Genomic DNA, 13,786 nt, shown 5'->3' with positions numbered 1-13,786 from the left:
TACCAATGAGAAGTGTTCTCAAAATAGTAATTAAGCACGGCAATTCGCACCTTGAATTTTTGACCGCAAAACGGGTAAAGCCTGTCAGATTTTCAAGAAAGGGTCGGAAAGTTCAGGAATTGTCGCCCTGGTCACACCCCGCAAACCACACGGGTTTATCAGAAACTGTGAACTTCCTCACTTTCATCTTTGCTTTCTTGCCAGCCACTTCCAGGGGATGTCATTAACAAGAAGGTTACCGCGAGGTCCTTTTTTTAGACTGGGGGCAATAACTCTCACAAGGACCCCATCATGACATTTCGCCATTGTGTCGCCGTTGATTTAGGCGCCTCCAGCGGGCGTGTAATGCTGGCCTGCTACGCGACAGAACAGCGAACGCTCACGCTGCGTGAAGTTCATCGCTTCGCCAACTACCTGGAAAAAAACAACGGCTTCGACTGCTGGGATATCGATACCCTGGAAGATGAAATTCGCCTGGGTCTGGAAAAAGCCTGTGCGCAGGGTGTCACCATCGACAGTATCGGTATCGACACCTGGGGTGTGGATTATGTTTTGATCGACAAACAGGGTAAGCGTGTTGGCTTACCGGTCTCTTACCGCGACCATCGCACGGATGGCATCATGGCCACTGCCTTTGAACAGCCAGGCAAAGCCGATATTTACCGTCGCAGCGGCATTCAGTTTTTACCCTTTAACACGCTCTATCAGTTGCGCGCGCTGGCCCAGCAACAGCCGGAAATCGTGGCCGCTGCCGACCATGCGCTGCTGATACCCGACTATTTCAGTTTTCGTCTGACCGGCAATCTGAACTGGGAATATACCAACGCCACCACCACGCAACTGGTGAACATCGACAGCGATAACTGGGATACCACGCTGCTCAACTGGGCGGGCGTGCCCGCCTGCTGGTTCGGTACACCGACCCATCCGGGCAATGTAATTGGCCACTGGCAAAGCCCGCAGGGTACCGATATTCCGGTGGTTGCTGTCGCCAGCCACGATACCGCCAGCGCGGTCATCGCTTCACCGCTGAAAAATGCCAGTGCCGCCTATCTCTCTTCCGGTACCTGGTCACTGATGGGCTTTGAAAGTACCACGCCCTACACCAGCGACGAGGCGCTGGCCGCCAATATCACCAACGAGGGCGGGGCGGAAGGGCGCTATCGCGTGCTGAAAAACATCATGGGGCTGTGGCTGCTGCAACGCGTTCTGAAAGAGCGCGACATCACCGATTTACCCACCCTGATCGCCGGCGCTCTCGCACTGCCCTCCTGTCGTTTCGTGATTAATCCCAACGACGCGCGTTTTATCAATCCGCAAAACATGTGCGAAGAGATCCAGGCCGCCTGTCGGGAAAGCAACCAGCCGGTACCGCAGAGCGACGCCGAACTGGCCCGCTGCATTTTCGACAGCCTGGCGCTGCTGTATGCAGACATTCTCGGTGAACTGGCGGACCTGCGTGGTCAACCCTTTACCCAGTTGCATATCGTTGGCGGCGGCTGCCAGAACCAGCTCTTAAACCAGCTCTGTGCCGATGCCTGCGGCCTGCCCGTCATCGCGGGCCCGATTGAAGCCTCCACGCTGGGCAATATCGGCGTACAACTCATGACGCTGAACGAACTGAGCAGTGTCGACACTTTCCGTGACGTGGTTGCCGCGAGTTACACGCTGACCACCTTTACACCCAATCCTGACAATGAAATTGCCCGCAACGTCGTGCGGTTTCAGCAGAAACGACAGACAAAGGAGCTTTGCGCATGACCACTCAACTTGAACACGCCTGGGAACTCGCTAAACAGCGCTTTGCCGCTGTAGGCATTGATGTCGAAGAGGCCCTGCGCCAGCTCGACAGGCTGCCGGTTTCCATGCACTGCTGGCAGGGCGACGATGTCGCCGGTTTTGAAAACCCGGAAGGCGCCCTCACCGGCGGTATCCAGGCGACCGGCAACTATCCGGGCAAGGCACGCAACCCTCAGGAGTTGCGCGCCGATCTGGAGCAGGCCCTGAGCCTCATCCCCGGTCCGAAGCGCCTTAACTTGCACGCGATGTACCACGAAGCGGGTCCATCGGTCAGTCGCGACGCAATCAAGCCTGAGCACTTCAAAAACTGGGTTGAGTGGGCAAAAGCCAACAAACTGGGGCTGGATTTCAACCCGTCCTGTTTTTCACACCCGATGAGCGCAGACGGCTTCACCCTCTCTCACGCGAACGATGACATTCGCCAGTTCTGGATTGACCACGTGAAAGCCAGCCGCCGCATCTCGGCGTACTTTGGCGAGCAACTGGGCACGCCATCGGTAATGAATATCTGGGTACCGGACGGCATGAAAGATGTCACCGTTGATCGCCTGGCGCCGCGCAAACGTCTGATGGACGCGCTGGATGAAGCGCTGAGCGAGAAGTTCGATCTGGCGCATCACATCGACGCCGTTGAAAGCAAACTGTTCGGCATCGGCGCTGAAAGCTATACCGTGGGCTCAAACGAGTTCTATATGGGTTACGCCACCAGCCGCCAGACCGCTCTGTGCCTGGATGCAGGGCACTTCCACCCGACCGAAGTCATTTCCGACAAGATTTCCGCCGCCATGCTGTATGTGCCGCGCCTGCTGCTGCACGTCAGCCGCCCGGTGCGCTGGGACAGCGACCATGTGGTGCTGCTGGATGATGAAACGCAGGCCATCGCCAGCGAAATCATTCGCCATAACCTGTTTGACCGCGTGCACATCGGCCTGGATTTCTTCGACGCCTCCATCAACCGTATCGCCGCATGGGTTATCGGCACCCGCAACATGAAAAAGGCCCTGCTGCGCGCCCTGCTGGAGCCAACCGAACAGTTGCGTCAACTGGAAGCCGATGGCGATTACACCGCCCGTCTTGCGCTGCTGGAAGAGCAGAAATGCTTACCGTGGCAGGCCGTGTGGGAAATGTATTGTCAGCGTCACGACACCCCGGCCGGTAGCCAGTGGCTGGAGAGCGTGCGGGCGTATGAGAAAGATGTATTGAGTCTACGCGGATAAACCCTCACCCCGCCCCTCTCCCTAAAAGGGAGAGGGAGAAAACCAAACAGTTCCCTCGCCCCTTTGGGGAGAGGGTTAGGGTGAGGGGAGAACCCCGCACCGAATTAAAGGAACCATAAGACTATGCAGAACATTATTAACGCCTGGTTCACGCAGGGCATGATCAAAGCCACCAGCGATGCCTGGCTGAAAGGCTGGGACGAACGCAACGGCGGCAACCTGACGCTGCGTCTGGACGCGGCTGATATTGCCCCGTACAAAGCCGATTTCCACGCCGAACCGCGCTATATCGCGCTCAGTCAGCCAATGCCATTACTGGCGAACACCGCGTTTATCGTCACCGGTTCCGGCAAATTCTTCCGTAACGTCCAGCTCGACCCGGCCGCTAACCTCGGCGTGGTTAAAGTGGACAGCGACGGCGCGGGCTACCACATCCTGTGGGGGCTGACGAACGACGCGGTACCGACCTCTGAGCTGCCGGCGCACTTCCTGTCACACTGTGAACGCATCAAAGCTACCAACGGCAAAGATCGTGTCATCATGCATTGCCATGCCACGAACCTGATCGCGCTGACCTATGTACTGGAAAACACGACCGATCTTATTACCCGCAAGCTGTGGGAAGGCAGTACCGAGTGTCTGGTGGTCTTCCCGGATGGCGTCGGCATTCTGCCGTGGATGGTGCCGGGTACCGATGAAATCGGCCAGGCCACCGCGAAAGAGATGAGCAAGCATTCGCTGGTGCTGTGGCCATTCCACGGCGTCTTTGGCAGTGGCCCGACACTGGACGAAGCGTTTGGTCTGATCGACACCGCCGAGAAGTCGGCAGAAGTACTGGTGAAAGTCTATTCGATGGGCGGTATGAAGCAGACCATCACCCGTGAAGACCTGATTGCCCTGGGTAAACGCTTTGGCGTCACTCCGCTGGCAAGTGCATTAGAGCTGTACCAATAAGAACATCTAATACCCTAAATAATTTGAGTTGCAGGAAGGCGGCGACGCAGTGAATCCCCGGGAGCTTACAAGAGTAAGTGACCGGGGTGAGCGAGGACAAACTGGCGTAGCCAGTTTGAACAGCGCTTGCGCTGGCCCCGAAGGGGCGAGGCCAAAGGCCGAGTAAAGCCAACGCACCTGCAACTTGAAGTATGACGGGTATATAACCCCTTCGGGCAACGATCCGAAGGGGAAACTCTGTTACCTGCAAACAATCTATTCCCTATGGATTTCGCAGTGCAGGAAGGCGGCGTCGCAGCGAATCCTCAGGAGCTTACAAGAGTAAGTGACTGGGGTTCGTGAGAACGCCAACGCACCTGCAATGTGAAAGACGACGGGAATCTAACTCAGTGGAGTAAAAGCAATGAAAATTAAAGCAAGCTTGATCCTCACCGTTGCCGCCCTGGCGTTGTCCGGTTCCGCATTAGCAGAAGTCAAAATCGCTCTCGTGGCGAAATCATTGGGAAATGGTTTTTTTGAAGCAGCAAACACAGGCGCGCAGGAAGCCGCCAAAGAGTTAGGCGATGTAAAAGTCATCTATACCGGCCCAACCACCACCACCGCAGAAGCACAGATCGAAGTGCTTAACGGCCTGATCGCTCAGGGCGTGGACGCGATCGCGATTTCCGCCAACGATCCCGATGCCGTGGTGCCGGTACTGAAAAAAGCCATGCAGCGTGGCATCAAAGTGGTCTCCTGGGATTCCGGCGTGGCGAAAGCGGGTCGTCAGATCCACCTGAACCCGTCCAATAACGCCCTGATTGGTGAAACCAACGTCAAACTGGCCGTTGATGCGTTAAAAGCGCTGAATGTGGAGAAAGGGGATGTGGCTATTCTGAGCGCCACCCCGACCTCTACCAACCAGAATATCTGGATTGAAGAGATGAAAAAGGTGCTGCCGAAGTACCCGTCCGTCAATCTGGTGACCGTTGCCTATGGCGACGATCTGTCTGATAAGAGCTACCGCGAAGCGGTGGGTCTGCTGAAATCGTACCCGGATCTGAAAGTGATTGTCTCCCCGTCATCGGTGGGCATCGTGGCCGCCGCGCAGGCGGTGAAAGACCAGGGCAAAATCGGCAAAGTGTACGTAACCGGTCTGGGCCTGCCGTCTGAAATGGCGGGTGCAGTCAAATCAGGGGCAACGAAAAGCTTCGCTATCTGGAACCCGATCGATCTGGGGTATGCCGCTACTTATCTGGCAGACGATCTGGTGAAAGGGACAGCGACGAAAACCGAGGCCAATATGGGCAAGCTCGGCAAAGTGAAGCTGGATGCTGACGGCAACGGCGCAATGGCAGAGCCGTTCGTCTACGACGCCAGCAACATTGATAAGTTCTCGAAAATTTTCTAATCCCAATACCCTCATCCCGGCCCTCTCCCTGGAAGGGAAAGGGGGTGTTTGTCCCCTCGCCCCTTTGGGGAGAGGGTTAGGTTGAGGGGGAATTTTATGGAGAACATCATGACGGCATCCACACCCCTGCTGTCGCTCAAAGGCATCACCAAGGTTTTCCCTGGTGTGCGTGCCCTTGAGAACGTACAGCTCGACCTCTGGCCCGGCAAAGTCACCGCGCTTATCGGTGAAAATGGCGCGGGCAAGTCCACGCTGGTCAAAGTCATGACCGGTATTTACCAGCCTGAAGAGGGCGAAATTCTCTACAAAGCTATTCCCATCCAGCTTCCGACCCCGGAATCAGCGCACAAGGTGGGGATTACCGCCATACACCAGGAAACCGTGCTGTTCGACGAACTATCCGTCACGGAGAATATTTTCGTTGGTCAGTACATCTATAAAGGCCTGCTGAAAAAGCTCGACTGGCCTGCCATGCACCAGAAAGCGCGGGATATTCTGACCCGCCTGGAAGTGCAGATTGATCCGCGCGCCACGCTCAAGACGCTGAGTATCGCCCAGCGCCATATGGTGGCGATTGCCCGTGCGCTGTCGTTTGAAGCGCAGGTGGTTATCCTCGACGAACCGACCGCCGCCCTCTCACAGCACGAGATTCTGGAGTTTTATCAAATCGTTGAGCGTTTAAAACAAGAGGGCAAAGCCATTCTGTTTATCTCGCACAAGTTTGATGAAATCTTCGAACTGGCAGATCACTACACCATTCTGCGCGACGGCGTATGGATCGGCTCCGGCGCCATGCAGGAGATCACCGAAGAACGGATGGTGGCGATGATGGTAGGGCGTTCCATTACCCAGACCTACCCGAAAGTGGCCTGCGAGATGGGCGAAACGGTGCTAGAAGTCAAAGACCTCTGCCACCCGACCGAATTTGCCCATATTGATTTCTCTTTGCGTAAAGGGGAGATCCTCGGCTTCTACGGTCTGGTGGGCGCCGGTCGTACCGAACTGATGCAGGCGCTTTCCGGCGTCTCGCGCCCGTCTTCAGGCGAGATAGTCCTTAACGGCAAAGCGGTCCATTTCAAGCAGCCCGCCGATGCCATTCAGGCCGGGATTGTCTGTGTGCCGGAAGAGCGGCAAAAGCAGGGGGCGATTATTGAATTGTCTATTGCCCAAAACATCAGCCTGCCGCAGCTTGGCAAACTCAACCCCAATGGCGTGCTCAACGACGCCAAAGAGTGGGCGCTGGCGGACGAATACGCCAAACGACTACAGGTGAAAGCCTTTAGCTGGAAACAGGCGGTCGAAACCCTCTCTGGCGGTAACCAACAGAAGGTGGTGATCGGCAAATGGCTCGCCACCCATCCGGACGTGATCATCCTCGACGAACCGACCAAAGGCATCGACATCGGCTCGAAAGCAGCGGTACACCAGTTTATGTCCGAACTGGTCTCCCACGGGCTGGCGGTGATTATGGTCTCCTCGGAACTGCCGGAAGTGATGGGCATGGCCGACCGGATCATCGTGATGCACGAAGGGCTTATGGTCGCTGAATATCAGGCTGGTGAAGCCACGGCGGAAACCATCGTCAGCGCTGCCAGCGGCGCCGGTAAGGAGGCAGCATAATGTGGCAACAACTCCTGAAACACCGCGAGGCCCTGCTGGGCGGGGTTATCGTGCTGATGGTGCTCGCCATCGGCAGCCGCGTGCCGTCATTTATCGGCCCCGGCAACCTGGTGGAGATGTTTAACGACACCTCTATTCTTATCATCCTTGCGCTTGGGCAGATGATGGTTCTGCTGACCAAAGGCATTGATTTGTCGATGGCAGCCAACCTCGCGCTGACCGGGATGATCGTCGCGCTGCTCAACTTCCACCATCCGGATATTCCGGTCTGGGCGCTGCTGATTCTGGCCACCGCGCTCGGGCTGGTGATGGGCATCATCAACGGCCTGCTGGTCTGGAAGATGGGGATTCCGGCGATTGTGGTGACGCTCGGCACGATGAGCATCTATCGCGGCATCATCTTTTTGCTCTCTGACGGCGGCTGGATTAACTCCCACCAGATGAGCGCCGATTTCCTCGGTCTGCCACGCTCGTTGCTGCTCGGGTTGCCGTTGCTGAGCTGGTGCGCCATCGCCGCGCTTTTTGTGGTGGGTTACTTCCTGCGCTACAGCCGGACAGGGCGCGCACTCTACACCGCAGGCGGCAACGCCACGGCGGCGTATTACACCGGGATCAACGCCGGGAAAATGCAGTTCGTCAGTTTTTGCCTCTCCGGTGCGCTGGCGGGGTTCTGCGGTTATTTGTGGATTTCCCGCTTCGCCGTGGCGTATGTCGATGTGGCTAACGGTTTTGAACTGCAGGTCGTGGCAGCCTGTGTGATTGGCGGCATCAGCACCATGGGCGGCACAGGCCGCGTGTTGGGATGTTTGTTGGGCGCGCTGTTCCTTGGCGTTATCAACAATGCGCTGCCGGTCATCGGTATTTCCCCCTTCTGGCAGATGGCGATTTCCGGTTCGGTGATTGTCATTGCGGTTCTGCTCAATGAACGTGGCAACAAGCGTAAAGGGCGTTTAATCCTGCGCGATGCGGCCCTGGCCCGACAAAAACTGGCGGTGAAATCATGACAAAAATGCTGACTTCCGACGCCATGAAAAGCGTTCCCGCCGCCGCCCCGTTCTGGCAGCGTCTGATGTGCTGGGAAGGCTTTTTGCTGGCGGTGACCCTCGCGGTGTTTATCGCTAACGCCCTGGCGTCACCCTATTTCCTTAATATCTGGAACTTGTCCGACGCGACCTTCAACTTCACGGAAAAAGCGATCATCGTGTTGCCAATGGCGATGCTGATTATTGCCCGTGAGATTGACCTGTCGGTGGCCTCCACCATGGCGCTCAGCTCAACGGTCATGGGCTTTTGCGCCGCCGCAGGTATGGATACCGCACTGCTGGTCTGCGTGGGGCTGGGCGTGGGGTTGCTGTGCGGCTTGTTCAATGGCTTCCTGGTGACGCGTTTTAACCTCTCCTCCATCGTTATCACCATCGGGACCATGAGTCTGTACCGCGGCATCACTTACATCCTGCTCGGCGATCAGGCGCTCAATGCGTATCCGGAGAGCTTCGCCTGGTTCGGCCAGGGCTATGTCTTCGGCGCGCTGTCCTTCGAGTTTGCGCTGTTTATTGTGCTTGCCGCAGTCTTCGCCTTTGTCTTGCACCGCACCAACTTTGGTCGCCGCACTTACGCCATCGGCAATAACCCAATCGGCGCGTGGTATTCCGGTATCAATGTGAAACGCCACAACCTGATTCTGTTCGCGTTGGTGGGCCTGATGGCAGGTCTGGCGTCTGTGCTGCTCACTTCGCGTTTGGGCAGTACCCGCCCGACGATTGCCATGGGTTGGGAACTGGCGGTGGTAACGATGGCGGTGCTGGGCGGCGTCAATATCCTTGGTGGTTCCGGCAGCATGGTGGGCGTGGTGATTGCCGCCTTCCTGATGGGGCTGGTGACCTTTGGTCTGAGTCTGCTCAATGTACCGGGGATTGTGATGTCGATTATCGTCGGCGCGATGCTGATCGTGGTGATTTCACTGCCGATTATTTACCGCCGGATCATGCAGCGCAGGCGCATTTAATTTGCCCCTCACCCCTGCCCTCTCCCCAAAGGGGAGAGGGTGAAAAACGCGCTGAGCCGTTGTTTGGCTCCCGTGCACTGGACCGCACCGGACAGTCCCCTCGCCCCTTTGGGGAGAGGGTGAAAACCGCGCTGAGCCGTTGTTTAGCTCCCGTGCACTGGGCCGCACCGGACAGTCCCCTCGCCCCTTTGGGGAGAGGGTGAAAACCGCGCTGAGCCGTTGTTTAGCTCCCGTGCACTGGGCCGCACCGGACAGTCCCCTCGCCCCTTTGGGGAGAGGGTGAAAAACGCGCTGAGCCGTTGTTTGGCTCCCGCGCACTGGACCGCACCGGACGGTCCCCTCGCCCCTTTGGGGAGAGGGTGAAAACCGCGCTGAGCTGTTGTTTGGCTCCCGTGCACTGGGCCGCACCGGACAGTCCCCTCGCCCCTTTGGGGAGAGGGTTAGGGTGAGGGGAACAGGATTTCCCAAAATCAATGTTAAGGAGAATATGATGAGCTTTATGTTAGCCCTTCCCAAAATCAGCCTGCATGGCGCAGGCGCAATCGGCGATATGGTCAACCTGATCGCAGGCAAACAGTGGGGTAAAGCGCTGATTGTCACTGACGGGCAACTGGTCAAACTCGGCCTGCTCGATAGCCTGTTTGCGGCGCTGAAAGCGCACCAGATGGCGTATCACCTGTTCGATGAGGTTTTCCCGAACCCGACCGAAGAGCTGGTGCAAAAAGGCTATGCGGCGTACAAAGCCGCGGGCTGCGATTACGTTATCGCCTTCGGCGGCGGTAGCCCGATCGACACCGCGAAAGCCGTGAAAATCCTCACCGCCAACCCAGGCCCGTCCACCGCCTATTCCGGCGTGGGCAAAGTAAAAAACGCGGGCGTCCCTCTGGTTGCCATCAACACCACCGCCGGAACCGCCGCTGAGATGACCAGCAACGCGGTTATCATCGATTCCGCCCGTCAGGTGAAAGAGGTCATCATCGACCCGAATATCATCCCGGATATTGCCGTGGACGATGCCAGCGTGATGCTGGAAATCCCGGCCTCTGTCTCTGCCGCAACCGGTATGGACGCCCTGACCCACGCGGTCGAAGCCTTTGTCTCCATTGGCGCACATCCACTGACCGACGCCAATGCGCTGGAAGCCATTCGCCTGATCAACCTGTGGCTACCGAAAGCCGTCGATGATGGCCACAACCTGGAAGCACGCGAACAAATGGCCTTTGGCCAGTATCTGGCGGGGATGGCATTTAACAGTGCCGGTCTTGGCCTGGTGCATGCCCTCGCCCACCAGCCGGGTGCAACTCACAACCTGCCGCACGGCGTCTGTAACGCCATCCTGCTGCCGATCATCGAAAACTTTAACCGCCCGAATGCCGTGGCACGTTTCGCGCGCGTCGCGCAGGCGATGGGGGTTGATACCCGTGGCATGAGCGACGAAGCGGCGAGCATGGCGGCGATTCAGGCGATTCGCGATCTCAGCGCGCGCGTGGGTATTCCGTCTGGTTTCAGTAAACTGGGCGTCACCAAAGAGGATATCGAAGGCTGGCTGGACAAAGCGCTGGCAGACCCCTGCGCGCCGTGCAACCCACGCACCGCAAGCCGCGACGAAGTCCGCGAGCTCTACCTGGAGGCATTATGATCCGCAAGGCCTTTGTGATGCAGGTTAACCCCGATGCACACGAAGAGTATCAACGTCGCCATAACCCTATCTGGCCCGAGCTGGAGGCGGTGCTGAAAGCGCATGGCGCGCACCATTACGCGATTTATCTCGATAAAGAACGTAACTTGTTGTTCGCGACGGTAGAAATTGAGTCCGAAGAGCGCTGGAACGCGGTGGCCAACACCGAGGTGTGCCAGCGCTGGTGGAAGCACATGCGCGATGTGATGCCCTCCAACCCGGACAACAGCCCTGTAAGCGCAGAGCTGAAAGAGGTGTTTTACCTGGCGTAAAACGTGATAGCTCCCCGCAGGGGGAGCTATTATGCGAAACCGTCGTTTTGTAGGCCGCCGGCAAACGCGTTCAGGAAGGGTCAGGCGAATAAAAAAAGCCCGGCGGCTGTCCGTCGGGCTTCTTATTTTTACGGTATCAACTGTGATTAACGAATCGGTTTACGCACAAAGAAGCCGTAAAAACAGGCGCCCATAAACAACAGACAACCGCCAAGAATAAAGACATTGGTGAACTGACCGGTCATATCCAGAATGATACCGGTGACGATCGGTGCCAGCGCGGCTCCGAGGAAACCACCAAAGTTCTGAATAGCCCCTAACGAAGCCACCTGCCCTTTCGGCGCCATATCTGTCGCCAGCGTCCAGATAACACCGGAAGGCATCTGTGAACAGAAATAGCCCAGCGTCAGCAATGTAATCGCGGTTGTGGTATCGCTCACGAACGGAATCGGCATCACGAAGCAGGCCGCCATCCCGGCCCCTAATACGATCGGAACCTTACGCGCCGTCACCGCAGAAACGCCTCTGCGCACCAGGCGGTCAGACAACGTACCGCCACATAACACCCCGAGAATCCCGGCGAAGAAAGGCACCGAGGCGATCAGACCAGTTTGTTTCAGGCTAAAGCCAAGGGATTTTTCCAGGTATCCCGGCAACCAGGTCAGGTAGACCCAAATGGTGAACATAATGCAGAAGTTACCGGCAATCATGCACCAGGTCGTCTTGTTGCGAAATAACGTACCCCAGTTCCCTTTTGGTTCGTCCGATGCGGCGGTAGTCACCTGGCCGGTGTGGATCTGCATCGCTTCACGCGCATCAGGATCGCGATAAAATTTCAGCCAGGCCAGAATCAACGGCAGACCTAACAGCCCTACGGCAATAAACATGCCTCGCCAGCCCACCCACAGCAGCAGTATGGTCAGCAGCGGCGGCGCAATCGCATTCGCAATTTGCGAACCGGTGTTGATGATAGAGGTAGGCAGACCACGCTCTTTTTCCGAGAACCAGCTCTGGGTAATTTTAATGCCGGAGGTGAAGAACGGTGATTCCGCAATTCCCAGCAGCATACGCAGGCCATAGAAGAAGCTGTAAGTATTAACAAACCCCATCAGGAAGGTCACTGCCGACCACATCCCCAGCGCGCCGGTAAACATCTTTTTCGGACCAAAGCGGTCAACCAGCCAACCGGCAGGCAGGTTCGCCAGCGCGTATGGCCACAAAAACGCAGAGAGCAGCAGTCCCATTTGGGTCGCAGAAAAACCAAACTCTTGTGAAATCGTCGTGTTGGCGATACTGAGGTTGGCGCGATCCAGATAGTTAACCACCGCCGCCAGCAACAGAATAAAGATGATGCCCCAGCGGCGACGCGAAAGTTCAGGTGCCTTAACAACGGATTCAGCGGGAGATTGCACAGTACTCATACCGTTTCCTCCAGAAGTTCACGGTGAATTTTGATAACCGCTTTACGCAGATGGCATGGCGCATCGCCAGGCTGGTGGGCGCACGGGCGATGGATGTCATCAGGGAAAAAAATGGCAAACATACCCGGGGTCAGCGTCACCGGGTTTTCATCCTCATTAACCTGCCAGAACAGAATGTCCTGTTCAGGCGTACGGTCTTCCACGACGCTATGTTTACCGCTACTTACCGAGCTCACCCCCATCACTTCATGGCCGGAAATGAGGTACTGAATATCGATAAACTGGCGGTGTGATTCCGGACGCGCATCGCTGAATGGCACGCTGTCCATCTCCTGCAACAGGCAGAAAAGTTTTCCCGGAATAATGTCGATTTTCCCCGGCTTCTCATGCCGAAAATCGTGCTGCGCAATAAATTCCAGCGCCCGGCGAAAGACCGGATGATATGCACTGGCCTGAGCAGGCCAGGTCTGAAGGCTGGTCACAATCATGACAGTCTCTCCGCATTAGCGCGCAAGGCGCGTCTGCCAAAGCTCAGTGCCTGCACGGATTTGATCGAGGATCACCGTCAGCCCCCAGAATTTCGCCAGCACATCATCTTTGTTGACCCGGCAGGTCACATCGTCAAACGTCCCCAGACGCTGATGATAGATTTTGGCGTTTTTGGGGTAGCCAAGGGTCTCGGTTACGGCGCCCAGCGAGAGGAAAATCGCCAGTTCGTCGGCAAGTGCGCGCTGCGTTTTGCCGTTATGCCACAGCCAGCTATACAGTTCCGGATGGAAGTTAGTGAACACACCGCTGAACCCCTGCGAACCCGCCAGAATGGCAGGCCAGGCGATGGCGGCATTGGCATTGATAACATTCAGCGGGGTGCCCTGCGCCAGTTTGACGCGGCGTTCGACGGTCGGCAGATCGCAGCTCACATCTTTCAGCACCACAAAACGACCACTGTTGGCGCACCAGCTAAATTCATCATCCGTCAGCAGACGACGATACGGCGCCGGGCATTCATAAAGCCCCAGCGGCAGTTCTTTTGGCAGGGCGTCGAGCAGCGTATTCAGGGTGGCAAAAAAGGTCTCGCTCCCCTCGTTGCGCGGATCAAGATGGTTAGTGACCAGTACCAGCGCATCAATGTTGGTCTGCGCCATCGCCAGCAACTCTTCTTTTTGCGCGGCGATATCATCGCTGATATGGCCGGAGGCGATCACCGGAATACGTCCATTAACGTGCTGCACCACAAAGCGGGCGAGCTCTACACGCTCTTGCAAGGAAAGGAACTGCATTTCGCTGGACTGGCAAACGGCAAACAGCGCGTCGACGCCTTTCTCCAGATACCAGTCGATCAGTTTCGCCAGCGCCGGGTAGTCAATCTGCTCATCGGCCGTGAAAGGGGTCAACATGACCGGAACAATACCGTTAATGGTTTTCATTT

The 13,786-nt window shown here is 56.9% G+C and carries 12 protein-coding genes; 9 read left to right on the top strand and 3 right to left on the bottom strand.

Features of this window, described 5'->3' with window-relative positions; all coding sequences use genetic code 11:
- Positions 1-291 precede the first annotated feature (291 nt).
- The 9 genes from rhaB (at position 292) to rhaM (ending at position 10,936) form a co-directional block, all read left to right on the top strand.
- Positions 292-1,761: a rhamnulokinase gene (gene rhaB / locus IP582_RS00365; protein WP_193794788.1), complete on the top strand. Its 1,470-nt coding sequence runs from the start codon at positions 292-294 to the stop codon at positions 1,759-1,761.
- On the top strand, positions 1,758-3,017 hold the full coding sequence (gene rhaA / locus IP582_RS00360) for an L-rhamnose isomerase (protein ID WP_039077325.1): 1,260 nt from the start codon (positions 1,758-1,760) through the stop codon (positions 3,015-3,017). Before rhaB ends, rhaA begins: the two co-directional genes overlap by 4 nt.
- Before the next feature lie 123 nt (positions 3,018-3,140).
- The gene (gene rhaD, locus IP582_RS00355) at positions 3,141-3,971 is read left to right on the top strand and encodes a rhamnulose-1-phosphate aldolase (RefSeq protein ID WP_193794787.1); all 831 of its coding nucleotides are present in this window, start codon (positions 3,141-3,143) and stop codon (positions 3,969-3,971) included.
- Between the two features lie 403 nt (positions 3,972-4,374).
- Positions 4,375-5,361, top strand: a complete 987-nt coding sequence (gene rhaS, locus IP582_RS00350; protein WP_071194790.1) for a rhamnose ABC transporter substrate-binding protein — start codon at positions 4,375-4,377, stop codon at positions 5,359-5,361.
- A 108-nt stretch (positions 5,362-5,469) separates the two neighbouring features.
- On the top strand, positions 5,470-6,981 hold the full coding sequence (locus IP582_RS00345) for a sugar ABC transporter ATP-binding protein (protein WP_193794786.1): 1,512 nt from the start codon (positions 5,470-5,472) through the stop codon (positions 6,979-6,981).
- Positions 6,981-7,985 (top strand): ABC transporter permease, encoded by a 1,005-nt coding sequence (locus IP582_RS00340; RefSeq protein WP_193794785.1) that lies wholly within the window; start codon positions 6,981-6,983, stop codon positions 7,983-7,985. The genes IP582_RS00345 and IP582_RS00340 overlap by 1 nt, the downstream gene beginning before the upstream one ends.
- Positions 7,982-8,986 carry an ABC transporter permease gene (locus tag IP582_RS00335; protein ID WP_193794784.1) on the top strand — a complete coding sequence of 335 codons (1,005 nt, stop codon included), beginning with the start codon at positions 7,982-7,984 and terminating at the stop codon, positions 8,984-8,986. The genes IP582_RS00340 and IP582_RS00335 overlap by 4 nt, the downstream gene beginning before the upstream one ends.
- 490 nt (positions 8,987-9,476) lie before the next feature.
- Positions 9,477-10,625 carry a lactaldehyde reductase gene (fucO, locus tag IP582_RS00330; protein WP_193796160.1) on the top strand — a complete coding sequence of 383 codons (1,149 nt, stop codon included), beginning with the start codon at positions 9,477-9,479 and terminating at the stop codon, positions 10,623-10,625.
- Positions 10,622-10,936, top strand: coding sequence for an L-rhamnose mutarotase (gene rhaM, locus IP582_RS00325; RefSeq protein ID WP_193794783.1), 315 nt, complete (start codon positions 10,622-10,624; stop codon positions 10,934-10,936). Before fucO ends, rhaM begins: the two co-directional genes overlap by 4 nt.
- 146 nt (positions 10,937-11,082) lie before the next feature.
- Here rhaM and IP582_RS00320 read toward each other — a convergent pair whose 3' ends face one another.
- Genes IP582_RS00320 through IP582_RS00310 form a run of 3 tightly spaced genes read right to left on the bottom strand, consistent with a single transcriptional unit; the run spans position 11,083 to position 13,784 of the window.
- Positions 11,083-12,357: an MFS transporter gene (locus IP582_RS00320; RefSeq protein ID WP_193794782.1), complete on the bottom strand. Its 1,275-nt coding sequence runs from the start codon at positions 12,355-12,357 to the stop codon at positions 11,083-11,085.
- Complete coding sequence (locus tag IP582_RS00315; protein ID WP_125125592.1) at positions 12,354-12,845, bottom strand: YhcH/YjgK/YiaL family protein; 492 nt, start codon at positions 12,843-12,845, stop codon at positions 12,354-12,356. Before IP582_RS00315 ends, IP582_RS00320 begins: the two co-directional genes overlap by 4 nt.
- A 15-nt stretch (positions 12,846-12,860) precedes the next feature.
- Entirely contained in the window at positions 12,861-13,784 is a 924-nt protein-coding gene (locus IP582_RS00310; RefSeq protein ID WP_193794781.1) for a dihydrodipicolinate synthase family protein, read from the bottom strand.
- Positions 13,785-13,786: the final 2 nt, after the last annotated feature.

The sequence above is a fragment of the Citrobacter sp. BDA59-3 genome (genome assembly GCF_015167655.1).
GTDB classification, from domain to species: Bacteria; Pseudomonadota; Gammaproteobacteria; order Enterobacterales; family Enterobacteriaceae; genus Phytobacter; species Phytobacter diazotrophicus.
The sequence above is the reverse complement of the archived record's forward strand: the minus strand, read 5'-3'. Positions and strand labels throughout refer to the sequence as shown.

What these genes read in the sequence shown, in the direction of transcription:
- IP582_RS00315 (WP_125125592.1), bottom strand. Translation starts at nt 12,845, where the DNA reads ATGATTGTGACCAGCCTTCAGACCTGGCCTGCTCAGGCCAGTGCATAT.
- IP582_RS00335 (WP_193794784.1), top strand. Translation starts at nt 7,982, where the DNA reads ATGACAAAAATGCTGACTTCCGACGCCATGAAAAGCGTTCCCGCCGCC.
- rhaM (WP_193794783.1), top strand. Translation starts at nt 10,622, where the DNA reads ATGATCCGCAAGGCCTTTGTGATGCAGGTTAACCCCGATGCACACGAA.
- IP582_RS00310 (WP_193794781.1), bottom strand. Translation starts at nt 13,784, where the DNA reads ATGAAAACCATTAACGGTATTGTTCCGGTCATGTTGACCCCTTTCACG.
- IP582_RS00320 (WP_193794782.1), bottom strand. Translation starts at nt 12,357, where the DNA reads ATGAGTACTGTGCAATCTCCCGCTGAATCCGTTGTTAAGGCACCTGAA.
- rhaB (WP_193794788.1), top strand. Translation starts at nt 292, where the DNA reads ATGACATTTCGCCATTGTGTCGCCGTTGATTTAGGCGCCTCCAGCGGG.
- IP582_RS00345 (WP_193794786.1), top strand. Translation starts at nt 5,470, where the DNA reads ATGACGGCATCCACACCCCTGCTGTCGCTCAAAGGCATCACCAAGGTT.
- rhaD (WP_193794787.1), top strand. Translation starts at nt 3,141, where the DNA reads ATGCAGAACATTATTAACGCCTGGTTCACGCAGGGCATGATCAAAGCC.
- rhaA (WP_039077325.1), top strand. Translation starts at nt 1,758, where the DNA reads ATGACCACTCAACTTGAACACGCCTGGGAACTCGCTAAACAGCGCTTT.
- rhaS (WP_071194790.1), top strand. Translation starts at nt 4,375, where the DNA reads ATGAAAATTAAAGCAAGCTTGATCCTCACCGTTGCCGCCCTGGCGTTG.
- IP582_RS00340 (WP_193794785.1), top strand. Translation starts at nt 6,981, where the DNA reads ATGTGGCAACAACTCCTGAAACACCGCGAGGCCCTGCTGGGCGGGGTT.
- fucO (WP_193796160.1), top strand. Translation starts at nt 9,477, where the DNA reads ATGAGCTTTATGTTAGCCCTTCCCAAAATCAGCCTGCATGGCGCAGGC.